Genomic DNA, 22,183 nt, shown 5'->3' with positions numbered 1-22,183 from the left:
TCGACATGAGCAGGAATAGAGGCGTTGTATACATGCGCCCCGGTAAAGTCGAAGTTCGTGATATTGATGATCCGGTCTTGAGCGCCCCGGACGGGCGCAAGCTGGATCATGCCGTTATTCTCAAAGTGATTACCACCAATATTTGCGGCTCAGACCAGCATATGGTCCGCGGCCGCACCACCGCCATGCCCGGCCTTGTTCTTGGCCACGAAATCACCGGCGAAGTGATTGAAAAAGGCAGCGATGTGGAAATGCTCGACGTGGGCGACATCGTGTCCGTGCCATTTAACGTTGCCTGCGGCCGCTGCCGCTGCTGCAAATCGCAAGACACCGGCGTTTGCCTTACCGTCAATCCATCACGTGCTGGCGGCGCTTATGGCTATGTCGATATGGGCGGCTGGATCGGGGGACAGGCACGCTATGTCATGGTGCCTTATGCCGATTTCAATCTGCTGAAATTCCCGGATCGCGAACAAGCCATCGAGAAAATTCGCGACCTGACCATGCTTTCCGATATTCTACCCACCGGCTTTCACGGCGCGGTGAAGGCAGGCGTCGGCGTTGGCTCAATCGTCTATGTGGCGGGTGCCGGTCCGGTCGGGCTTGCTGCGGCCGCCTCTGCCCGTATCCTTGGCGCCGCGGTCGTCATGGTTGGCGACTTTAACAAGGAACGGCTGGAACACGCACGAAAAGTTGGCTTCGAGCCAATTGATCTTTCAGCAAGCGATCGTCTCGGTGACATGATTGCCGAGGTGACTGGCAGCAATGAAGTGGACAGCGCCATTGATGCCGTGGGCTTTGAAGCGCGCGGCCACAGTGGTGGCGAGCAACCGGCTATTGTTCTCAACCAGATGATGGAAATTACCCGTCCGGCAGGGTCTATCGGCATTCCCGGCCTTTACGTGACCGAAGATCCCGGCGCTGTTGACAGTGCTGCCAAGCATGGCAGCCTGTCACTGCGCTTTGGTCTTGGCTGGGCAAAGGCACAGTCTTTCCATACGGGCCAGACGCCTGTGGTCAAATATAACCGTCAACTCATGCAGGCCATTCTGCATGGTCGTCTGAACATTGCCGAGATCGTCAATGCGCAGGTGATTTCATTGGAAGAAGCGCCGCAAGGCTATGAAAGCTTCGATCAGGGCGTGGCGAAGAAATTTGTACTCGACCCGCATGGCATGCTGACAAGGGCCGCTTAAACAGTCATTGCCGGGAGCCAAAACTCCCGGCAATTCACTTCAGCGAATGGACTTCACGATTTCAGGCTGCGTAAAGCAGGTTGGAGCCTGCCCGTTTCTGGACTGCCAAAGACCAATTGAGCGACGGGTCTTGAAGCCCGGCAGGCCATCAGCCTTGCCAATATCGTAACCCTGCGCCTGCATGCGCTTCTGCATGGCCTGAATGTCGGAGCGGTACATGGTGCCAATCGTGCTCCACGGGTTTTCAAAATCACCAGCGCCATAAGCAATCCGATCTCCGACATGGCCGATGAACAGCGCATAGAGATCGCTCATATTGTAATCTTTAATGGCGTAGAAATTCGGCGTCACAATAAAGGCCGGGCCATAACGACCAGCCGGCATCAGCAAAAAGCCCTCGCCGCGCATTTCATTGGCCGGAAACGCCTTGCCATTGGTGCGGGTGATGCCAAGCTTTGCCCATTCGGCGAATGTCTTGCCCTGATCAGGCCCTTCCAGCGAACAGGAAATGTTTTGCGGCACATTGACCTCATACCCCCAGTCGCGTCCAGCCTGCCAGCCATGGATCTTGAGATAATTGGCAATGGAGCCAAGCGTATCGGGAACCGAATTCCAGATATCGCGCTTGCCGTCGCCATCAAAATCAACGGCATGTTTGAGATAGGATGTCGGCATGAATTGCGGCTGGCCGAGCGCACCCGCCCATGAGCTTTTCATTGAGCCATTGGCTATGTAGCCGCGTGATGTGATCTGAAGCGCTGCAATCAGTTCCTTGCGGAACATATCCTTGCGCGTTGCCATAAAAGCCTTGGTGCCCAGCACTTCAAACGCATTATAAGGAATTTTGACCGTGCCAAAGCCGGATTCACGTCCCCAGATTGCAACAACAATCCGCCCCGGCACGCCATATTGCTGTTCGATGCGTTTGAGCAAGGCTGCATTCTGGCCAAAGCGTGCCTTGCCGCCACTCGTGACAGAGCCTATCGTTTTGGCATTGAAATATTTGCCCGGAGCGCCGAATTCGGCCTGCTTCTGCTCTTTGGGTGTGGTTGGCTTCTCCCCCGGAATAACCAGATCAGGCAGTTTCCAGTTGATTGTCACGCCAGCAAAAGCCTGCTCGAAAACAGCACGCGAAACGCCTGCGGCTTTTGCCTCCGGCCAGAGGTCTTTTTCGATCCAGTTACGATACTGGCTTTCAACCTGCGCTTTGGAAGGCGCTGCGAATGCGGGCGATATGGCAAGGCTGGCAAACAGGCCGAGAGCAAGCTTCAGGCTTCGTTTCCATTTGCATGCCATTGTGAAATTCTCCCAAACGCAATCAGAGTGCAGTTCGCGCCCGCAATGCAGCCGCAAGCGTTCCTTCATCAAGGTAATCAAGTTCACCGCCCACCGGCACACCATGCGCGAGCCGTGTGACGCGGACTTCTAAATTCGTCAGCTGATCGGTGATGTAATGGGCCGTGGTCTGGCCTTCGACTGTCGCGTTAACGGCCAGAATCACTTCCTTGATTTCACCGGATGCGACGCGTTCAACCAGCCCCTTGATGTTAAGATCATCCGGGCCGATGCCATCGAGCGGCGACAGACGACCGCCCAGCACGTGATAGCGCACATTCATGGTGCCTGCGCGTTCCAGCGCCCAGAGATCGGACACGTCCTCCACAACAATCAGCATCGATGGATCACGACGATTATCGGTGCAGATCGTGCATGGATCGGATGTATCGACATTGCCGCAACACGAGCAGATACGCACCTTTTCGGCGGCATCCTGCATGGCGCCGCCAAGCGGGATCAGCAGCGCCTCTTTTTTCTTGATCAGATGCAGCGCTGCACGGCGCGCAGAGCGCGGCCCCAGTCCCGGCACGCGGGCCAGAAGCTGGATCAGACGTTCAATTTCAGGACCGGCGATACGTTTGGACATGCTGCTTTGGGCGTAAGAAAAAGGGAAATAAATATAAGGGAGCGAAGCCGCTCCCCCGTCCTTAGAACGGCAGCTTAAAGCCCGGAGGAATTGGCAGACCCGCAGTCAGGGACTGGGTTTTTTCAGCCATTTCGGCTTCGAGTTTTGCCTTGGCATCATTATGGGCTGCAATGATCAGGTCTTCGAGGATTTCCGTGTCCTCTTCCTTCATCATCGAAGGATCGATCTTGAGCGACGACAAGGTGCCTTTGCCCGAAAGCGTGACCGTGACCAGACCGCCACCCGAAGAAGCGGTTGCTTCAAGATTGGCAATTTCGTCCTGCATGGTCTTCATCTTGGCCTGCAGTTCTTTTGCCTGTTTCATCATGCCCATCATGTCACGCATGGGTTCACTCCGTTGTCTTTGAAATTCAGTCGTCGTCAGAAGGCGCGCCGGGCACGTCTTCAACGCTATCCGAGTCTATATCGTCATCATCACCCTGTTCTGCAACGGCAATGCGGACGTCTGTGATCTTTGCACCCGGAAAAGCGGCCAGAATGGCGGCGACATCAGGATCAGCGCGTGCGTCGGTCACAAGATTATCGCGACGCTCGGTTTCCGCTTCTGCAACGGTCTGCCCCGAAACATCACGCGCAACCGTGACCACCCAGCGAATGCCGGTCCAGTTCATAAGGCGCTGCGAAATATCGCTGACCAGCGATTTCGGCGCATCATCCGTCAGACCGATTTCAAGCCGTCCGGGGGCAATTGAGGACAAGCGCACGCAATTCTTGACCAGAATCTTGAACTGCATGTCGCGGAACTTATCCGCCAGTGCAACAATGTCATTGAGGCTGTTGATCGGCACCGAAGGCTGCGGCGTGTTATCGACAAACTGCTGCGGAGCCGATGCTGCCAATGCCGACTGAACCGACTGCGGCTGTGTCTCGACCAATCGCATGGCCGTCGCAGGACCACCCGATGAAGGCATCATGGTTGAGCCGGCCACCGCATCAACACTGCCACGCGCTTCTGGTTGCGAACCGCTATTTGGCCTTACGCCGCCTGGTAATTGCGGACGCGGCGCTGAAACAGTGCCGTTTTCAAGTCCCTTCAGCGCTTCATCAAGCGTTGGCAAATCAGCTGCGTGGGCCAGACGGATCAGCAGCATCTCTGCCGCCTGCACAGGCCGTGTTGCCGTATCCACTTCAGCAATGCCCTTGAGCAACATCTGCCATGTGCGCGACAGCACGCGCACTGAAAGCTTTTGCGCAAAATCACGGCCACGCACCCGCTCATCTTCCGAAAGCGTTGCATCATTCGCCACATCCGGCGTGAAGCGCAGGCGCGTCACCAGATGATTGAAATCGGCAAGATCAGTCAGCACCACCGATGGGTCGGCTCCGACATCATACTGCGCGCGAAACTCAGTGAGAGCGCCAGCAACATCGCCACGCATGATCATCTCGAAGAGATCAATGATACGGGCGCGGTCGGCAAGCCCCAGCATGGAGCGCACGGCTTCCGCTGAAACATGACCGGCGCCATGCGCAATCGCCTGATCAAAGATCGAGAGCGAATCGCGTGCCGAGCCTTCGCCAGCGCGTGCAATCATCGCCAGTGATGTGTCATCGACTTCGATTGCTTCTGCCTGCGCAATGCGCCTCAGATGTGCGGCCAGCGTGCCCGATTCGATGCGGCGCAGGTCAAAACGCTGACAGCGCGACAGAACCGTGATCGGTACTTTGCGGATTTCGGTGGTGGCGAAGATGAATTTTACATGCGGCGGCGGCTCTTCAAGCGTCTTCAACAGGCCGTTAAAGGCCTGATTGGACAGCATGTGCACTTCGTCGATGATATAGACTTTATAGCGTGCCGAAACAGGGCGATAGCGCACCTGCTCGATGATTTCGCGAATATCGTCGATACCCGTATGCGAAGCCGCATCCATTTCGATCACATCGACATGGCGGCCTTCCATAATCGCCTGACAATGCTCGCCCATAATGGAGAGATCAATTGTCGGCTGGTCGACAGAATCAGTCTTGTAATTAAGCGCACGCGCCAGAATGCGCGCTGTTGTGGTCTTGCCCACACCGCGTACACCCGTCAGCATCCAGGCTTGCGCAATGCGACCCGTTTCGAACGCATTTTTCAGCGTGCGAACCATCGGCTCCTGACCGATCAGATCATTGAAATTCTGGGGGCGATATTTGCGGGCGAGAACGCGATAAGCGCCAGTTTCGGATTTTGTGTCCATTGCGACCCTTCCGTTCCCTGTTCGCTTTTGTCCAGGCTGAAACCTTAAACAGTTTGGACCGGAGACGAAAGTGACTTCGACATTGGCATATCAACCATCAACAGTCATGATCGTCGTGAAAGAAAGGTGGGAGGCTGGCACGATGACCCGTGCCGTGCTCGTTGGGGCTGCTTCCTTCCGGACCTGACCCGGTTGGCGAGTGGCTCGTCCACCACCAACCTCCCACGCTGCATATCGTCAATCGGCGCGCAAAAAGCAAGCGCAGAGACAAAAAAACTGATAAGAATTATTCTATGAAACAGTTTGAACTCGATAAACGGCTTGATGCCGACACTTTTTCAGTCGCTCCGCTCGGCCTTTGCGAGCTGCGACTGATGAATGACAAGCGCTGGCCATGGCTTATTCTGGTTCCACGACGCGCCGGGCTGAGTGAAATTCACGATATGACACCGCTTGATCAGACCATGCTGACATTTGAAGCCGCGATGGTCTCACAGGCGTTGAAGAACGCCACACAGTGCCACAAGATCAATACGGGCGCTCTGGGAAATATGGTGCGTCAGTTGCATATCCATGTGATTGCTCGCAATGAAGGCGATGCCGGTTGGCCCGGCCCTGTGTGGGGGCACGGCACCCGCGCACCTTATGCGGAAAAAGACGCTCTTCGCTTCATCGAAGCGATTCGCACTGCTCTCTGATTCTCCCTTAAACTTTTCGAGACAATCATGGTTTTCAGTCTTTCAGACCTGCCGGATATTGAGCCGAGCAGTCTTGTTGGCTTCGCCGGCAATCGCATAGACCGACTTTCAGAAAAACGTCAGGACGATTCTGCGTTTAACGCACTGGAATTGCCTGAAACCCGCGTGATGGTTTTGGGCAACCATAAGCTTCTGCTTGATTACACGGATGAAAATGCGCCGCGCGCGCTGTTCTCGCTTACGCAAGCGCAGGCATTTTCGCCCGATCTCGATGAGCCTGTGCTGCTGGGTTTACAGGATGGCGTGCCGATTGTGGCACTGATGGCGCCGCTTGATCCCGATGCACTGGCGCACCCGTTTCGCGCACAGGATTATCGCAGCATCTATATGGAAGGGCTGGTTTCCACCGATCTTGTTGGCGCATTGGCGCAGGCGGCGGCACTGACTGCATGGCACAGCAATCATCGTTTTTGTGGGCGTTGCGGCACAAAAAGCCAAATGCGCGCCGGAGGCGCAAAACGCATTTGCCCGAATTGCGGAGCCGAACATTTTCCGCGCACCGATCCTGTGGCAATCATGCTGCCTGTTCGGGGTGAAAAATGCATTCTCGCACGCAGCGCGCATTTTACCGCCGGTTCCTATTCCTGCCTTGCTGGCTTCATCGAGCATGGCGAGACAATTGAAGCTGCCGTGCGGCGTGAAAGTTGTGAGGAAATGGGCCTGTCGATTGGTCGTGTTGGCTATTATGCCAGCCAGCCGTGGCCATTCCCTTATTCACTGATGATCGGCTGTCATGCCGAGGTGCTTTCCGATGATTTCACCATTGATCATTCGGAACTCGAAGACGGTCGCTGGTTCGACAAGGCAGAAGTCCGTGCCATGCTTTCAGACACCCATGAAAATGGGCTGCGTGTCCCGGCAAGCGGCGCCATCGCAACCCATCTGATCAGAGCCTGGGCAAACAGTTAGATCAGTCAAACCGATCTAACTGTTTTTTCTGCGCATTTTCCTACGCGAAACCGGTTCCCACTTTCGCTGGAAATGCTTGCTACTCAGCTGCGAGCAACTGCGTGCCCCGCGTATCGGCCCCCTTATAGACACCGAGAATACGCACTTCCTTTGTGAAGAAGCGCAACTCTTCGAGCGCCAGCTGGAGATTGCGATCTTCCGGGTGACCTTCAACATCGGCATAAAACTGTGTCGCGATGAAACGGCCACCGATCTGATAGCTTTCCAGCTTGGTCATGTTGATGCCATTGGTGGCGAAACCACCCAACGCTTTGTAAAGTGCTGCTGGCACGTTGCGCACGCGGAAAACAAAAGTCGTGACAATGCGCTCGTCCTTTTCAGGGCGCGGCTCCCACTGCTTGTTCTTGGACAGAACCACAAAGCGGGTCACATTGTCTTCCGAATCTTCCACATTCTCTTCGAGAATATCAAGACCGTAGAGTTCAGAGGCCAGACGCGGCGCAAGGGCCGCCATGGAGCGATCCTGCAAATCAGCCACAAGGCGCGCAGCGCCTGCCGTATCGCCTGCGATCACCGGCTTCCAGCCATTTTGCCGGATGACTTTGCGGCACTGGCCAAGCGCATGAATATGGCTGTGAACCGTTTTGATCTCTTCGCGCTTCACACCCGGGAGCACCATGAGCTGAAAGTGAATCGGCAGAAAATATTCACCCACGATATGCATATCGGCGAGCGGCAGCAGATAGTGAATATCCGCAACGCGGCCTGCAAGCGTATTTTCAATCGGGATCATCGCAAGATCCGCAGCACCGCTTTCAACCGCATTGAAGGCATCTTCAAAAGTCGGGCACGGCAAAGGCTCCATATCGGGAAACATGTTGCGGCACGCCGTATCGGAATTGGCGCCTGCTTCACCCTGAAAGGAAATCCGGTTGGTCTTCATCGTGTTTGTGCTTTCTCCAATGCTCCGCAACAATCGAAGCTTGCTTTAGAGCGCGTTTCAATCTGATTGAATCAGATCGGCGCTCCAAATCCTTTTATTTTAAATCATAAACCCTTTGCGATGATTTCGCGCGCCCGGTCAAGATCAGCCTGCGTATCAACGCCAAGTGGAACTGTTGTGACGATCTCGGCATCAATGCGCATTCCGTCTTCAAGCGCGCGAAGCTGCTCAAGCTTCTCGCGCTTTTCAAGGGTCGATGGGCCGATCTTCACAAAGCGTTCAAGCGCTGCTCGGCGATAGGCATAAAGGCCAATGTGATGATAAAGTGGCCCATCGCCATAGGGGGCTGTGGCGCGCGTAAAATAGAGCGCGCGCAGACGCTCACCATTGTTCAAAGGCGAACCGACGATCTTGACGACATTCGGATTGACCTTTTCTTCTTCCAGCTTGATTTCAACACCAAGGGTCGCAATGTCTGCGGGACCGTCCTGCAAGGGACGCAATGCGCGACGAATGGTTTCCGGATCGATGGTTGGCAAATCGCCCTGCACATTGATGATGGCTTCCACCTCATTCGCCGGATCGAGTTTCTGAAGCGCTTCATAGATTCGATCCGAACCCGATTCATGATCGCTGCGCGTCATGATCGCCTCATGACCATGCGCGATCACTGCGGCGAATATCTCATCACTGTCGGTTGCCACAACCGTGCGCCCCAGCGAGGCTGCCACAGCCCTTTCGGCCACATGCACGATCATCGGCTTGCCACAAATATCGGCGAGCGGCTTGTTCGGCAGCCGTGTGGAACCGAGCCGCGCCGGGATAAGTGTCAGGGTTTTCATCTTCTCAAGCATGATCGACTCTTGGTGTTTCATTGAAAGCAGCGGCCTTATGACGACCTTTATCTGCTCAATAAATGCAGCAAAAGTGTCAAAAAGTCACGGGTGCAGAACCACTTATAGGTGTTGCATCCCCCCCTTAAAAGACCTAGTTTCCGCCCGATGCCGGGGAGAGACTTGCCAGCCTTTCAACATAGGTTCTGCATGCCGGCTTTGGAGGGCGTTGAGTAGAGGGAGCGCTGACCGGCGATGAATTCAACCCGAACTAACAAGTTTATAATGGCTTTTCTGGCAACGGTTTTTGTTGTCATGACGACGGGCATTTTGTCCGATACGCTGTTTCATGCGCCAGCCCCTGAAAAGCCAGGTTTTATAATCGAAGCAACAGAGGCTTCGGCGGGCGGTGGTGCAGCAGCACCTGCCAAGGAAGAAGTGTCGATTGCAGTTCTGTTGCAATCCGCAGATGCTGCGCGCGGACAGAACGTTTTCAAGCGCTGCGCTGCGTGTCACACGGGTGAAAAAGGCGGTGCCAACAAGGTCGGACCACATCTTTGGGACGTACTGAACCGCCCGGCTGCATCTGTGGAAGGTTTCGGCTATTCGGCTGCGATGAAGGAATTTGGAGCTGCGGGTAACAAGTGGGATTATGAACATCTCAACAAGTTCCTGACCTCACCAAAGGGCTATATCAAAGGCACAGCCATGGGCTTTGCTGGCGACAAAAAGGACAATGAACGCGCTGATCTCATTGCTTATCTGCGTTCGCTTTCGGACAATCCGGCCCCGCTTCCAACCGTCGACGCGGCCCCTGCGAGTGAAGGTGAAAAGCCTGCGGAAGCAGCACCTGCCGAAGGTGGCGAAACACCGGCAGCGCCTGCACCAGCAGCCCCGGCAGAGCCTGCACCGGCTCCAGCCAATTAATCTTTGATGAAACAATGATAAAAACCGGGTTTCGACCCGGTTTTTTTATGAGCGTGCGGTCTGCTCAGATCAGACTTCTGCTCTGGCGACATGTTTTTTCAACTTGTGCCTTTCTTCCTCCGCAAAAAGCCATAAAACTTGCTCCCAATATATCCGAGACAAGAACGGAGATGCTGGATGAGAGCTTTTTGGGCGGGCGCGTTTGCAATTACGATGCTCACAGGAACGATGTTGAGCGGTACGGTTTCCAGCTCCTATGCCAATGATGCCGATCCGCAATGGCGCTATTCCTCCAGTCTGCTTGGAGAGCCCAAATATCCAGCCGATTTCAAACATTATGACTATGTGAACCCGGATGCACCCAAAGGCGGTGCACTCAACATGGTGGCGGTGGGCACATTCGACACGCTCAACCCCTATGTCATTCAGGGTGTTGCGGCGGCGGGCCTGTCAGATTTTGGCGGCGGCATGCTCTACGACACATTGATGAGTGATTCGCTCGATGAAGGATCGATCCAATATCCATTGATCGCGGAAGCGTTGCAGTACCCTGATGACTTCTCATGGGTCAAATTTCGGCTCAATCCCAATGCCAAATGGCATGATGGCGAGCCGATCACCGTCGATGATGTGATCTGGTCATTTGAAGTGCTCAAAAAGCAGTCGCCCATGTATAACAAATATTATGGCGATGTTGAAAAGGCGGAAAAGACCGGCGACCACGAGGTCAAGTTCACCTTCTCGCAGACAGGCAATCGCGAACTGCCGCAGATTATGGGCCAGCTTGCCATTCTCCCCAAACACTGGTGGACGGGCAAGGATGCGCAGGGCAAGCAGCGCGATGTAACCCGGCCGACACTGGAAATCCCGCTCGGCTCCAGTGCCTATAAGATCAAATCCGTGGTTCCGGGGCGCTCGATTATCTGGGAGCGCGCCGACGAATATTGGGGCAAAGACCTGCCGGTCAATGTCGGGCGCTATAATTTCAATGAAGTTCGCTACGAATATTATCTCAACGAAGATGCGACATGGGAAGCCTTCAAGAAAGGCGGACAATATGACTACCGGCTTGAAAACAGCGCCCGGCGCTGGGCTGAACAGTATGATTTCCCCGCTGTCAAACGGGGTGATGTGATCAGGAAATCCTTTCCCTATCATGCGGTCGGACGCATGCAGGGCTATTTCCTCAACACGCGCCTCGACAAGTTTCAGGACGTGAAAGTTCGCGAAGCACTGACCTATGCATTTGATTTTGAATCGATGAACCGCCTGCTGTTCTTCAATCAATATCAGCGCATCAATAGCTATTTTGCCGGCAATGAGCTGCATCTGAGTGGTGTCCCGACCCCTGAAGAACAAGCCATTCTCCAAAGCGTTCAGGATCAGCTGCCAGCCGATGCACTGACCAAGGAATTCAAACTGCCTGTCTATGATACACCACAGGCGACACGCGACAATCTGCGCAAGGCGCTTGAGCTTTTTGGCGAGGCTGGCTGGAAATTGCAGGGCAACAAGCTCGTTGATGCAAAAGGCACGCAGTTCACAATCGAGTTTCTGGGCAAGGATCCGACCGATGAGCGGATTTACAATCCGTTTGCCGCAAGCCTGCGCAAGATCGGTATCAGTGCCACCGTTCGTATTGTCGACAGCGCGCAATATCAGGCCCGCGTCAATGATTTTGATTATGACGTTATAACTTCTGTTATGCCGCAGAGCGGATCACCTGGCAACGAACAGCGTGACATGTGGGGCTCGAAAGCTGCCGACTATAAAGGCAGCCGCAATTATGCCGGTATCAAAAACCCGGCAATCGACAAGCTGATTGATCGCGTTGTCTATGCCAAGGATCGTGCGGAACTGGTGGCTGCGACCCATGCGCTCGACCGTGCGCTTTTGTGGAATTATTACGTCATTCCGCAATGGTATTCCGACCATATCAATGTCGCTTACTGGAACAAATTCGGCATGCCTGAAACGCAACCCGACTATCTTGGAATTGACCCTTTCTCCTGGTGGGTGGGCCCTGCCAAGGAGGCAAAGCTCAAAAACAGCTCGAATTAAGGGGGCATATCGGCCATGCCGGGCTTACATCTCAATCGCCGTCATTTTCTCGGACTGACAGGCAGTGCTGCAATTGCGGCCTGCCTGCCGCAAACGGCTTTCGCAAAGCTTGCCACAGGCACCCCCCTGCATGGTCTGTCAGCCTTTGGCGATCTGAAATACCCGCCCGATTTCACGCATTTCGATTATGTCAATCCCGATGCGCCAAAGGGTGGCACCTTCACACTGGCACCCAATACGTGGGTCTGGAACCAGAACACGCAGACATTTAACACCCTCAACACCCTGACGTTCAAAGGCGATGCGCCGCCGCGCATGGAGCTAACCTTTGACAGTCTGATGGCTCCGGCGCTTGATGAACCGGATTCGGTTTACGGTCTGATTGCGCAAAGCGTTACGCTTTCTAAAGATCGTCAGAAATGTCTCTTCCGGCTGCGCAAAGAAGCGCGCTTTCACGACGGTTCGCCCATCGAAGCCAAGGACGTCGTTTTCACTTATGAGATGCTCAAAAAGAAAGGCCATCCACTGATCCGGCAGGTGCTCTCAGCACTCGAAACGATCAAAGAAATCGGCCCACACGACGTGCGCATGCACTTTGCTTCCGGTCGTGGGCCCAGCGCTGTTCTCAATGCAGTGACATTGCCGATATTGTCAAAAGACTGGTTCAAAGATCGGGATTTCGAGGCGGCCAGCATGGAAGCCATCCTTGGATCAGGCGCTTATCGCGTCGGTCCAATCACGGCCGGACAGCTTATCGAATATGAGCGGGTCGAGGATTATTGGGCGAAAGATTTGCCGGTTGCGCGTGGTTCAGCCAACTTTGATCGTATCCGCATTGAGTTTTATCGCGACCGTCAACCGGAATTTGAAGCCTTCAAAAAAGGCAATATCGATTTCCGGCAGGAAAGCGTTTCAAAGACCTGGGCAACAGCCTATGATTTCCCTGCCATTCAACAAAACAAGATCATCAAGCGCACGTTCCCAAAAGAAAAAAGTCCACTCATGCAGGCATGGGCGCTCAATCAGCGGCGGGAGCGTTTTCGCGATCCGCAGGTGCGCGAGGCAATCAATCTGTGCTTTGACTTTGAATGGACCAATGCAAACCTCTTCTATTCGACCTATGAACGCTCGCAATCCTGTTTCAACGGCTCAGATTTTCAGGCGGTCGGATTGCCCACGCAAGATGAGATGAAAGTGCTTGAGCGCTATCGTGGCAAAATTCCCGAAGCGGCCTTTGGGGATGCTGCTCTCATGCCGGTTTCCGATGGCTCTGGGCGCGACCGCAAGCAGTTTTCACGCGCCATCGCCCTGCTCGAAGAGGCGGGTTTTGTGCGCAAGAATGGCCAGTTCCATAGCAAGAATGGCGAAAAGCTCTCGCTTGAGCTTCTCAGCAATTCCGAGAGTTTCTCCCGCATCTATAATCCCTTCGTACAGAAAATGCGGGCCATTGGCATTGATGCGAGCCTCAGACTGGTGGATTCCAGCCAATATCAGGCGCGCATGCAGGATTTCGATTTCGATCTTGTCGGCATCGCCATGCAATTTGGTGCAACGCCCACCAAAGAATCGCTTGCGTCCATGTTCGGGTCAGAAGCTGCAAAAACACCGGGCAGCTATAATCTTCCGGGCACATCAGACGCAATGATCGACGCCCTGATTGATGATGTTGGCAATGTTTCCACGCGCGAAGAGCTGGTTGCAACAATCCGGGTGCTGGATCGGTACTTGCGTATCCGGCTCGAGTGGATTCCAAATTGGACTGTCGCGAATCACCTGGTCGCCTATTGGGATCGTTTTGGTTTCAAGGAGCCAAAGCCCGATTATGGCTTTCCGGTTGAGACGCTGTGGTGGATTGATCAGAAGAAAGTGGAAGCTGTTGGCAAGCCGTAACAACAAACTGAACATGCGGAGCATTGAGAGCTGATGGGCGCTTATATTTTACGCCGCCTGCTTTTGATGATCCCGACCATCCTCGGCATTATGGCCATATCTTTTGCCGTGGTTCAGTTTGCACCCGGTGGGCCGGTTGAGCGCGTCATTGCGCAGCTTTCCGGTCAGGGTGGCGATGCGCTGGATCGCCTTTCCGGTGGTGGCGGCGATTTTGGTCAAAGCAATATGGACAGCGGTTCGTCCAGCTCCAAATATCGCGGTGCGCAGGGATTGGATCCACAATTCATTGCCGATCTGGAAAAGCAGTTCGGCTTCGACAAGCCGCCGCTGGAACGCTTTGGCCAGATGCTGTGGAACTATATGCGTTTTGATTTCGGGCGCAGCTATTTCCGCGATATCAGCGTGATCGACCTCATCAAGGAAAAGATGCCGGTCTCAATTTCGCTTGGACTTTGGCTCACCTTCCTGTCCTATCTGATCTCGATCCCGCTTGGCATTCGCAAGGCGATCAAGGAAGGGACGCGCTTTGACACCTGGACCAGCGCGATCATCATTGTCGGTTATGCCATTCCGAGCTTTCTGTTTGCGATCCTCTTGATCGTGCTTTTTGCCGGCGGCTCGTTCTTAGACTGGTTTCCGCTGCGTGGCCTCACCTCGCCTGATTTTGCGCAAATGTCATTTTGGGCCAAGATTGGCGATTATCTCTGGCACATGGTTCTGCCGGTTACAGCCCTGGTGCTCTCGGCTTTTGCCACAACCACACTGTTGACCAAGAACTCGTTTCTGGAAGAAATCCGCAAGCAGTATGTGACGACGGCGCGCGCCAAGGGGCTGACCGAAAATCAGGTGCTTTATCGCCATGTGTTCCGCAATGCGATGCTGATCGTGATTGCCGGTTTTCCGGGAGCGTTCATTTCTGCCTTCTTTACCGGCTCATTGCTGATCGAAACCATCTTCTCGCTCGACGGGCTGGGGCTGCTTGGCTACCAGTCGATCATCAATCGCGATTATCCGGTTGTGTTTGCCACCTTGTTTATTTTCTCGCTGATCGGCCTGCTCGTCGGTCTTCTGTCCGATCTGATGTATACATGGATCGATCCGCGGATCGACTTTGACCGGAGGGATGTGTGATGACCGACACCACTCTTACCCCTCAGGCAAAGCGTGTTAAACGTCCATTTCTTTCGCCGCTCAACCGCCGCCGCTGGCAGAATTTCAAGGCCAATAAGCGCGGTTACTGGTCGCTGTGGATTTTCCTGTTTCTGCTGGTCGCAGCCCTTTGTTCCGAGTTCATTGCCAATGACAAGCCGATCCTTGTTTCCTACAAGGGCGAGCTGCTGGCGCCGGTTTTTGTCGATTACCCGGAAGAAAAATTCGGCGGCTTTTATGCCGTCACCGATTATCGCGATCCGGTGATACAGGAAGAGATCAACGCCAATGGCTGGGCGCTCTGGCCACCGGTGCGTTATTCCTACAACACCGTCAATAACGACATTCCAGAGGCTGCCCCCTCAAAACCATTCTGGCTTTATACGCAAGAACAGCGCTGCCAGCGCTATCCGCTCGGCGTCAATGATCCCAATTGCATTATCGGCAATTTCAACTGGCTTGGCACCGACGATCAGGCGCGTGACGTGTTTGCGCGCGCGCTTTACGGCTTTCGCATATCGGTGCTGTTTGGTCTCATCCTCACCTTCTTCTCGGCAATCATTGGCGTGAGCGCCGGTGCCGTGCAGGGTTATTTCGGTGGCTGGGTCGACCTCATTTTCCAGCGGGTGATCGAAATCTGGTCATCCATCCCGGTTCTTTATCTGCTTTTGATCATTGCCGCGATTTTGCCACCCGGCTTCTGGGTCTTGCTGGGCATCATGCTGCTGTTTTCATGGGTGGCCTTTGTCGGCGTTGTCCGGGCCGAATTCCTGCGCGCGCGAAACTTTGAATATGTGAATGCAGCCCGCGCGCTTGGCGTGAAAAACGCCACCATCATGTGGCGGCATCTTTTGCCAAATGCCATGGTCGCAACACTCACCTTCCTGCCCTTCATCCTCAATGGCTCAATCACAACACTGACGTCGCTCGACTTCCTTGGTTTTGGTCTGCCGCCGGGTTCGGCCTCGCTTGGTGAATTGCTCGCACAGGGCAAGAACAATCTTCAGGCGCCATGGCTTGGGATTACCGGCTTTGTGGTGATCTCGGTCATGCTATCGCTGCTGATTTTCATCGGTGAAGCCACCCGTGATGCATTCGATCCACGAAAGGCGTTTCAATGAGTGGGTCCATGAACAAGCCGTTGCTCTCTGTGCGTGATCTTTCGGTCGCCTTCCGCCAGAATGGTGAAGAACGCATTTCCGTCGACCGCGTTTCCTTCGACATAAGACAGGGGGAAACAGTCGCACTTGTCGGTGAATCCGGTTCCGGTAAGTCGGTTTCAGCACTCTCCATCCTGAAACTTCTGCCTTATCCGTCAGCCAGTCACCCATCAGGGGAAATTCTGTTTGACGGCAAGGATCTGATGAAGGCTCAGGAGCCCGAATTGCGGCGCGTGCGCGGCAATGATGTCACCATGATCTTTCAGGAGCCGATGACTTCGCTCAATCCGCTGCACACGGTCGAGCGGCAGATTGCTGAAATCCTGAAAATGCATCAGGGCATGGGGGATCAGGCGGCGCGCGCGCGCACGCTGGCGCTTTTGCATGAAGTGGGCATTCGCGATCCTGAAAAACGCCTTGCCTCCTTCCCGCACCAGCTTTCAGGTGGCCAACGGCAGCGCGTTATGATCGCCATGGCGCTCGCCAACAAGCCGAAGCTGCTGATTGCCGATGAGCCGACAACTGCCCTTGATGTGACCGTACAGGCGCAGATTTTGCAGCTTCTTGCGGACCTTAAAGAATCGCAGGGCATGTCGATGCTCTTCATCACCCATGATCTCGGTATCGTGCGCAAGATCGCCGACCGTGTCTGCGTGATGAGCAAGGGCAAGATTGTCGAAACGGGTCCAACGCGCGAAATTTTTGATAATCCGCAGCACGACTATACCAAGCATCTCTTGGCGGCTGAACCAAAGGGCGAACCGCCACTGGCTGATCTTTCTGCCAAAACGGTGATGGAAGGCAAGGATGTCCGCGTCTGGTTCCCGATCAAAAAGGGGTTTCTGCGCAAGACCGTCGATCATGTGAAAGCCGTCGATGGCATCGACGTGACACTGCGCGCCGGCCAGACGCTTGGCGTGGTGGGTGAATCGGGTTCAGGCAAAACAACACTGGGTCTCGCCCTGTCGCGCATGATTTCATCCAAAGGCGAAATCCGCTTCGAGGGGCGCGACATTGCGCAGTTCAGCTTCAAGGATATGCGCCCGTTGCGCCGGGAAATGCAGATCGTGTTTCAGGACCCGTTCGGCTCGTTAAGCCCACGCATGACCATTGCCGATATCATTGCCGAAGGTCTTCTGGTGCATGAGCCAAAGCTTTCGGCGGATGCGCGCGACGAACGTGTGGTGGCAGCCCTTAAGGAAGTGAACCTTGATCCTGAAACCCGCTTTCGCTATCCGCATGAATTTTCAGGCGGTCAGCGCCAGCGCATCGCGATTGCACGCGCCATGGTGCTCAATCCGAAATTCGTGATGCTCGACGAGCCAACCTCAGCGCTTGATATGAGCGTGCAGGCGCAGGTGGTCGATCTTTTGCGCGCATTGCAAAAGAAGCATGATCTCGCTTATCTTTTCATCAGTCACGATCTGAAAGTGGTGCGGGCACTGGCCAATGATGTGCTGGTGATGCGCAATGGCAAGGCAGTCGAATATGGAACCTCGCAGGAAGTCTTTGCCAATCCCAAAACCGACTATACAAAAGCGTTGATGGCGGCAGCCTTCCACATGGAGACGACCACTTCGGGAGGAGTAAAACAATGACAGGCAAGAATGATAAAAACATTCTTCTCGCACTCACCAATTGGGATCCGGCGATCTGGATCGACAGTTTCAAGGCGCATGGGCCGGATCGCAGTGTGGTGACAGAACGCACAGACAACGACCCAAGCATCGAATATGCGCTTGTCTGGAAGCAGAAGCCCGGTTCACTGACAAATCTGCCCAATCTCAAAGTGATCTTCTCGCTGGGTGCTGGCGTCGATCATGTCTTTCATGATCCCCATATTCCTGATGTGCCGCTGGTGCGTGTCATTTCAGATGATCTCACCATGCGCATGACAGAATATGTCGTCTGGCAGGTGCTTGACCATCACCGGCTTGGTGCAAGCTATCGCAAGCAGCAGAAAAACCATGTCTGGCACGAAGACCCGCGCCAGCCAGCAGCCCATGAAGTCACCGTCGGTATCATGGGGCTGGGTGTTTTGGGCCGCGATGCAGCCGAGAAACTAAAAACGCTCGGCTTCAATGTAACGGGCTGGAGCCGCCGTCCGCAGGAAATCGACGGCATTCAGACCTTCAACGGCAAGGAAGGCTTTGCGCGCTTTCTCAAGACTGCCGATATTTTCGTCTGCCTTCTGCCTTTGACGCCCGACACCAAGGGCATCCTGTCCATGAGCATGTTTGCGCAATTGAAAAGCGACGGGCCGCTGGGCGCGCCTGTGCTCATCAACGCTGGTCGTGGCGGCTTGCAGAACGAAGCCGATATTCTGGCAGCGCTTGATCGTGGCTTGCTTTCCGCAGTCACGCTTGATGTGTTCAATCAGGAGCCATTGCCAACCGATAACCCGCTGTGGACGCATCCGAAAGTCACAATCACCCCACATGCGGCTGCGAGTTCATCAGCCAGTGCAATCGTTCCGCAGATCATCCGGCAGATCGAAGCCTTTGAACGCGATGGAACGCTGGAAAACGTGGTCGATCGCGCCACACAATATTAAAAGATTAACCGGCTAATTACGATGCGCAATGTCTTTGCGCATCGTGATTGATGTTGTGCGGTTATAGCCGGGATGCGCAGTCTCAGCGGTTAAACGATAGCCCAGCTTTTCAAAAACCACGCGGTTGCGTATCAGCTCAATGCGCACCTGAAGCTCGATCACCGGCTTACCCCGCGCAACAGCTGTCTTATCAGCCTGTTCCATCAGCTTGCGACCAATGCCCTGCCCTTCCAGCGCTGGTGCCACCGCAAGTTTGCCGAGATAAAAATGGTCATGCTTTTCTTTGATAAACACGCATCCAGCCAGTTCGTCACCAAGAAAGGCTGCAAAGCCCTGTTCATCGCGGGCCTTGATCTTAAGGTTTTCAACCGTCAGCAGATGCACGGATGATGGCGGATCGATGATGCCATCCATATAGGCGAAACTGTCGCGAACGAGCGTCAAAAGGGCGTTCCAGCGGTCGAAGTCGGGGCCAATCGCAATCATGCGAAGCTGTGTCATTTCGGTTTGCGCGCCTTGTATCGGATGGTTTCGAAACGCACATTCAAGGCGTTGTAAAGCAGAAGCCGACCGATCAGCGGCTCGCCAATTCCTGTTACCAGTTTGATGACTTCCATCGCCTGCAAACTGCCGATAACGCCCGGCAACACACCAAGAATACCAGCCTGCGCGCATGTGGGCACAGTCCCAGGCGGTGGCATATCGGGGAAGAGATCGCGATAGGATGGGTTTTGTGTGCCGTCAGCACCTTGCCTATAAGGCATAAGAACAGTGACAGTGCCATCAAAACGGCCCATCGCACCGGTGACCAGCGGGCGCTCGGCCACGGCACAGGCATCAGCCAAAGCATACCGCGTGGCAAAATTGTCAGAACCATCGACAATCACGTCGTAATCGCCGATCAGGGCCTGCGCATTTTCGGCATTAAGCCGCAAGGCGTGCGTTTGAACATGCACATGCGGATTGATACGCGCGATGGATGCCTTTGCACTCTCCACCTTCGCCAGCCCGACACTGTCCGTATCGTGGATCACCTGCCTTTGCAGATTTGACAGCGAAACCGTATCGTCATCGACAAGACCGAGTGTGCCAATGCCTGCCGCCGCCAGATATTGCAGCACAGGCGCACCAAGGCCACCGGCCCCCAAAACCAGAACACGGGCGGCTTTCAGCTTCTGCTGGCCCGGCCCGCCAACCTCTGGCAGCACGATATGGCGCGCATAGCGCTCCAGTTCTTCCGGTGAAAAAGGCTTTGATGATGCATTCATAATGGCTCAACATAAGCCCGCGCAAATGCGCTGTCAGCGACTATTTTCAGATTTTTGTCAGTTGGCCCGCCGCCACATTGAAAAACTGCGCATCGCCTTCCAGCGCCTCAAAAAGCGATCGGTCAGTGCCAGTCATGAATGCCTGTCCGCCAAGATCGTCAAGGATGCCGAACAGTGCTGCACGGCGTCCGGTATCAAGATGAGCAGCAATCTCATCAAGCAGAAGAATCGGTGCCATGCCGGACAATTCTCCCGTTAGTCTTGCATGTGCCAGAATAAGGCCGATCAGCAGTGCTTTCTGCTCACCCGTTGAACAAAGGGCTGCGGGCATCGATTTGGGCCGATGCTGGACGATGAGATCGGTTCGATGCGGGCCTTCGAGTGTGCGCCCCGCGGCGCGATCGCGCGCACGGCCATCGCGCAACGTGCGGCGAAAATCCTCTTCCAGATCAAGAGCTGCTTCCAGAGCGATTCGCTGTTCCAGCGATCCTTCGAGAAAGCAATCTGCCTTGGGGAAAGGCCCATCTGTCGGCAGACGCTCAATCATCGCCGCGATCAGCCGCATGCCTTCTGCGCGTGCTGCCGCAATGGCAATGCCCAGTTCCGCCATCTGGCTTTCAATCGCATCAAGCCATTGCGTGTCACCATTGCCATCACTGAGCAGACGATTGCGCGCGCGCATGGCCTTTTCATAATCGAGCACCCGCTTGCCGTGGCCCGTGTCAATGGCCAGCACCATGCGGTCGAGAAACCGCCGCCGGTCCGAGGCGCCACCGGTAAACAGCCCATCCATAGACGGCACAACCCACAACACGCGTGCATAATCAAGCAACTCATCGCCCGATGCGGCTATGCCATTGATGCGGACCTTGCGGCCACCTTCGCCCCCGCCTGTCGTACCCGTGCCGATTTCAGCGTCGCCATAGATCATGCAGTCAAGTGCTGCATGAATGGCAAAGCCGTCATGGCTCCCCGCGCGCGCCACATCATCATAGGATGCGCGGCGCAGCCCCCTCCCCGGAGACAGAAACGACAAAGCCTCAATCAGATTGGTTTTGCCCGAACCGTTTTCGCCGGTCAGCACCACATGGCCGGGGCCAAGCGGCAGCGAAAGCTCCGCATAATTGCGGAAACTGACAAGTTTAAGCCGCCGGACCGAAACTCGATCCGGGCGGCTTATATTGGATTCAGACATGCTCACGGTCGGTTTACAGATCCTAGACGCGCATCGGCATCAAAACATAAAGCACATCTTCATCGCCGGTATCGCGCACAAGCGTCGGAGAGCCTGCATCGGCCAGCATGAAGACTGCATCGGTGCCTGAAAGCTGGCTTGTAATGTCGAGCAGATATTTCGAGTTGAAACCAATCTCAATCGGGTCAGCATCGTAATCGGCAGCCAGTTCGTCAGTCGCACTGCCCGAATCGGGATTGTTGACGGTAAGCGTCAACTGACCATCGGCAATCGAAAGCTTTACCGCACGGCCACGCTCGCTTGAAATGGTCGAAACACGATCAACGGAGGCTGCAAAATCCTGACGGCTGATGGTGAGCTTCTTGTCATTGCCCGATGGAATCACCCGCTGGTAATCCGGGAATGTCCCGTCGATCAGCTTGGAGGTCAGAACGACAGAACCAACAGTGAAGCGAATCTTTGCATCCGAAAGTTCAACCGAAACGACCGTATCCGGCGCGTCGACGAGCTTCTGGAGTTCCGCAACCGTTTTGCGCGGAATGATGATGCCTGGCATGCCCTCAGTACCCGAAGGGGCTTCCAGTTCAGCGCGCGCAAGACGGTGACCATCGGTTGCAACAGCGCGCAGCTTGAGCGCTCCATCGCTTTCAATGGCATGGAAATAAATGCCGTTGAGATAATAACGGGTTTCTTCCGTCGAAATCGCAAACTGCGTGCGATCAATCAGGCGCTTTAAGGCCTGCGCATCAATGCGGAAAGTATGCGTGAAAGAACCCGAAGTCAGTTCCGGGAAATCCGACTGTGGCAGGCATTGCAGGCGGAAGGACGACTTGCCCGAAACCACAGACATGGAACCGCCATCTGGGTTCGTCGACAGCATGACTTCCGCACCATCGGGCAGCTTGCGCACGATATCATAAAGAAGATGCGCCGGAACGGTGGTGGCTCCCGCCTGTTCGACCATGGCAGCGGTCGCTTCATTGACCTCGAGATCAAGGTCCGTTGCCTTGAGGGCAAGGCTTGCGCCTTCGGCCTGCAAAAGCACGTTCGACAGGATAGGAATCGTGTTGCGACGTTCGACAACGCGATGCACATGATTGAGGGATTTAAGAAGGTTTGACCGTTCCAGGGTTACACGCATATTGAAACGCACTCGCTCTCTAGGACTGGGCAACC

Annotated in this window: 20 protein-coding genes and 1 other RNA gene; 10 read left to right on the top strand and 11 right to left on the bottom strand. The window is 54.8% G+C overall.

From position 1 onward, the window contains the following. Positions 1 to 5 precede the first annotated feature (5 nt). The gene (fdhA, locus tag ABE527_RS00790; protein ID WP_499695812.1) at positions 6 to 1,196 is read left to right on the top strand and encodes a formaldehyde dehydrogenase, glutathione-independent; all 1,191 of its coding nucleotides are present in this window, start codon (positions 6 to 8) and stop codon (positions 1,194 to 1,196) included. Positions 1,197 to 1,235: 39 nt separating this feature from the next. Here the strand turns inward: fdhA and ABE527_RS00785 are convergent, their stop codons facing one another. The 5 genes from ABE527_RS00785 to ffs form a co-directional block, all read right to left on the bottom strand. Continuing rightward, on the bottom strand, positions 1,236 to 2,492 hold the full coding sequence (locus ABE527_RS00785; RefSeq protein ID WP_499695811.1) for a lytic murein transglycosylase: 1,257 nt from the start codon (positions 2,490 to 2,492) through the stop codon (positions 1,236 to 1,238). 22 nt (positions 2,493 to 2,514) lie between these two features. Continuing rightward, positions 2,515 to 3,120 (bottom strand): recombination mediator RecR, encoded by a 606-nt coding sequence (gene recR, locus ABE527_RS00780; protein WP_265982606.1) that lies wholly within the window; start codon positions 3,118 to 3,120, stop codon positions 2,515 to 2,517. Positions 3,121 to 3,181: 61 nt separating this feature from the next. Beyond that, complete coding sequence (locus tag ABE527_RS00775) at positions 3,182 to 3,505, bottom strand: YbaB/EbfC family nucleoid-associated protein (protein WP_265982605.1); 324 nt, start codon at positions 3,503 to 3,505, stop codon at positions 3,182 to 3,184. A 25-nt stretch (positions 3,506 to 3,530) separates the two neighbouring features. After that, positions 3,531 to 5,360: a DNA polymerase III subunit gamma/tau gene (locus tag ABE527_RS00770; protein WP_499695810.1), complete on the bottom strand. Its 1,830-nt coding sequence runs from the start codon at positions 5,358 to 5,360 to the stop codon at positions 3,531 to 3,533. A 126-nt stretch (positions 5,361 to 5,486) separates the two neighbouring features. Further along, an RNA gene (gene ffs, locus ABE527_RS00765) (signal recognition particle sRNA small type) lies at positions 5,487 to 5,583 on the bottom strand. A 70-nt stretch (positions 5,584 to 5,653) separates the two neighbouring features. Here ffs and ABE527_RS00760 point away from each other — a divergent pair. Together ABE527_RS00760 and nudC are read left to right on the top strand one after the other, a co-directional pair. Continuing rightward, positions 5,654 to 6,058, top strand: a complete 405-nt coding sequence (locus tag ABE527_RS00760; RefSeq protein WP_265982603.1) for an HIT domain-containing protein — start codon at positions 5,654 to 5,656, stop codon at positions 6,056 to 6,058. A 27-nt stretch (positions 6,059 to 6,085) separates the two neighbouring features. Next, positions 6,086 to 7,027 (top strand): NAD(+) diphosphatase, encoded by a 942-nt coding sequence (nudC, locus tag ABE527_RS00755; RefSeq protein ID WP_265982601.1) that lies wholly within the window; start codon positions 6,086 to 6,088, stop codon positions 7,025 to 7,027. 79 nt (positions 7,028 to 7,106) lie between these two features. Here nudC and ABE527_RS00750 read toward each other — a convergent pair whose 3' ends face one another. Further along, positions 7,107 to 7,970: a prephenate dehydratase gene (locus ABE527_RS00750; RefSeq protein WP_265982600.1), complete on the bottom strand. Its 864-nt coding sequence runs from the start codon at positions 7,968 to 7,970 to the stop codon at positions 7,107 to 7,109. Between the two features lie 104 nt (positions 7,971 to 8,074). Next, positions 8,075 to 8,824, bottom strand: coding sequence for a 3-deoxy-manno-octulosonate cytidylyltransferase (locus ABE527_RS00745; RefSeq protein WP_499693256.1), 750 nt, complete (start codon positions 8,822 to 8,824; stop codon positions 8,075 to 8,077). Positions 8,825 to 9,058: 234 nt separating this feature from the next. On the opposite strand from ABE527_RS00745, the gene ABE527_RS00740 reads away from it, so the two are divergent. From ABE527_RS00740 to ABE527_RS00710, 7 genes are all read left to right on the top strand, one after another. Beyond that, complete coding sequence (locus tag ABE527_RS00740) at positions 9,059 to 9,730, top strand: c-type cytochrome (protein WP_499693255.1); 672 nt, start codon at positions 9,059 to 9,061, stop codon at positions 9,728 to 9,730. A 177-nt stretch (positions 9,731 to 9,907) separates the two neighbouring features. Next, entirely contained in the window at positions 9,908 to 11,791 is a 1,884-nt protein-coding gene (locus ABE527_RS00735; RefSeq protein WP_499695809.1) for an extracellular solute-binding protein, read from the top strand. A 15-nt stretch (positions 11,792 to 11,806) separates the two neighbouring features. Further along, positions 11,807 to 13,681, top strand: a complete 1,875-nt coding sequence (locus ABE527_RS00730) for an extracellular solute-binding protein (protein WP_499695808.1) — start codon at positions 11,807 to 11,809, stop codon at positions 13,679 to 13,681. 33 nt (positions 13,682 to 13,714) lie between these two features. Further along, complete coding sequence (locus ABE527_RS00725) at positions 13,715 to 14,812, top strand: microcin C ABC transporter permease YejB (protein WP_265982594.1); 1,098 nt, start codon at positions 13,715 to 13,717, stop codon at positions 14,810 to 14,812. Next, on the top strand, positions 14,812 to 15,951 hold the full coding sequence (locus ABE527_RS00720) for an ABC transporter permease (RefSeq protein ID WP_265982592.1): 1,140 nt from the start codon (positions 14,812 to 14,814) through the stop codon (positions 15,949 to 15,951). Before ABE527_RS00725 ends, ABE527_RS00720 begins: the two co-directional genes overlap by 1 nt. A gap of 8 nt (positions 15,952 to 15,959) precedes the next feature. After that, on the top strand, positions 15,960 to 17,588 hold the full coding sequence (locus ABE527_RS00715) for an ABC transporter ATP-binding protein (protein ID WP_499695807.1): 1,629 nt from the start codon (positions 15,960 to 15,962) through the stop codon (positions 17,586 to 17,588). After that, complete coding sequence (locus ABE527_RS00710) at positions 17,585 to 18,544, top strand: 2-hydroxyacid dehydrogenase (RefSeq protein WP_499695806.1); 960 nt, start codon at positions 17,585 to 17,587, stop codon at positions 18,542 to 18,544. Before ABE527_RS00715 ends, ABE527_RS00710 begins: the two co-directional genes overlap by 4 nt. 12 nt (positions 18,545 to 18,556) lie before the next feature. Here ABE527_RS00710 and ABE527_RS00705 read toward each other — a convergent pair whose 3' ends face one another. From ABE527_RS00705 to dnaN, 4 genes are read right to left on the bottom strand one after another with little or no spacing between them, the layout of a single operon-like run. Next, positions 18,557 to 19,045, bottom strand: coding sequence for a GNAT family N-acetyltransferase (locus ABE527_RS00705; RefSeq protein WP_499695805.1), 489 nt, complete (start codon positions 19,043 to 19,045; stop codon positions 18,557 to 18,559). Beyond that, positions 19,042 to 19,812 (bottom strand): molybdopterin-synthase adenylyltransferase MoeB, encoded by a 771-nt coding sequence (locus ABE527_RS00700; protein ID WP_499695804.1) that lies wholly within the window; start codon positions 19,810 to 19,812, stop codon positions 19,042 to 19,044. The genes ABE527_RS00705 and ABE527_RS00700 overlap by 4 nt, the downstream gene beginning before the upstream one ends. Before the next feature lie 46 nt (positions 19,813 to 19,858). Beyond that, a complete protein-coding gene (gene recF, locus ABE527_RS00695) occupies positions 19,859 to 21,007 on the bottom strand; it encodes a DNA replication/repair protein RecF (protein WP_499695803.1) in 1,149 nt (382 codons plus the stop codon). Between the two features lie 22 nt (positions 21,008 to 21,029). Further along, positions 21,030 to 22,148, bottom strand: a complete 1,119-nt coding sequence (gene dnaN / locus ABE527_RS00690) for a DNA polymerase III subunit beta (RefSeq protein WP_265982586.1) — start codon at positions 22,146 to 22,148, stop codon at positions 21,030 to 21,032. Positions 22,149 to 22,183 lie beyond the last annotated feature (35 nt).

It is taken from the genome of Brucella sp. TWI432 (assembly GCF_039674445.1).
In the GTDB taxonomy this organism is placed as follows: Bacteria; Pseudomonadota; Alphaproteobacteria; order Rhizobiales; family Rhizobiaceae; genus Brucella; species Brucella chromiisoli.
The sequence above is the reverse complement of the archived record's forward strand: the minus strand, read 5'-3'. Positions and strand labels throughout refer to the sequence as shown.

Coding starts and splice junctions, on each gene's coding strand:
- ABE527_RS00775 (WP_265982605.1), bottom strand. CDS start 3,505: ATGCGTGACATGATGGGCATGATGAAACAGGCAAAAGAACTGCAGGCC.
- ABE527_RS00725 (WP_265982594.1), top strand. CDS start 13,715: ATGGGCGCTTATATTTTACGCCGCCTGCTTTTGATGATCCCGACCATC.
- ABE527_RS00750 (WP_265982600.1), bottom strand. CDS start 7,970: ATGAAGACCAACCGGATTTCCTTTCAGGGTGAAGCAGGCGCCAATTCC.
- recR (WP_265982606.1), bottom strand. CDS start 3,120: ATGTCCAAACGTATCGCCGGTCCTGAAATTGAACGTCTGATCCAGCTT.
- ABE527_RS00745 (WP_499693256.1), bottom strand. CDS start 8,824: ATGCTTGAGAAGATGAAAACCCTGACACTTATCCCGGCGCGGCTCGGT.
- ABE527_RS00720 (WP_265982592.1), top strand. CDS start 14,812: ATGACCGACACCACTCTTACCCCTCAGGCAAAGCGTGTTAAACGTCCA.
- ABE527_RS00785 (WP_499695811.1), bottom strand. CDS start 2,492: ATGGCATGCAAATGGAAACGAAGCCTGAAGCTTGCTCTCGGCCTGTTT.
- ABE527_RS00770 (WP_499695810.1), bottom strand. CDS start 5,360: ATGGACACAAAATCCGAAACTGGCGCTTATCGCGTTCTCGCCCGCAAA.
- ABE527_RS00710 (WP_499695806.1), top strand. CDS start 17,585: ATGACAGGCAAGAATGATAAAAACATTCTTCTCGCACTCACCAATTGG.
- ABE527_RS00740 (WP_499693255.1), top strand. CDS start 9,059: ATGAATTCAACCCGAACTAACAAGTTTATAATGGCTTTTCTGGCAACG.
- dnaN (WP_265982586.1), bottom strand. CDS start 22,148: ATGCGTGTAACCCTGGAACGGTCAAACCTTCTTAAATCCCTCAATCAT.
- ABE527_RS00730 (WP_499695808.1), top strand. CDS start 11,807: ATGCCGGGCTTACATCTCAATCGCCGTCATTTTCTCGGACTGACAGGC.
- ABE527_RS00705 (WP_499695805.1), bottom strand. CDS start 19,045: ATGACACAGCTTCGCATGATTGCGATTGGCCCCGACTTCGACCGCTGG.
- ABE527_RS00735 (WP_499695809.1), top strand. CDS start 9,908: ATGAGAGCTTTTTGGGCGGGCGCGTTTGCAATTACGATGCTCACAGGA.
- fdhA (WP_499695812.1), top strand. CDS start 6: ATGAGCAGGAATAGAGGCGTTGTATACATGCGCCCCGGTAAAGTCGAA.
- ABE527_RS00715 (WP_499695807.1), top strand. CDS start 15,960: ATGAACAAGCCGTTGCTCTCTGTGCGTGATCTTTCGGTCGCCTTCCGC.
- ABE527_RS00700 (WP_499695804.1), bottom strand. CDS start 19,812: ATGAATGCATCATCAAAGCCTTTTTCACCGGAAGAACTGGAGCGCTAT.
- nudC (WP_265982601.1), top strand. CDS start 6,086: ATGGTTTTCAGTCTTTCAGACCTGCCGGATATTGAGCCGAGCAGTCTT.
- ABE527_RS00760 (WP_265982603.1), top strand. CDS start 5,654: ATGAAACAGTTTGAACTCGATAAACGGCTTGATGCCGACACTTTTTCA.
- recF (WP_499695803.1), bottom strand. CDS start 21,007: ATGTCTGAATCCAATATAAGCCGCCCGGATCGAGTTTCGGTCCGGCGG.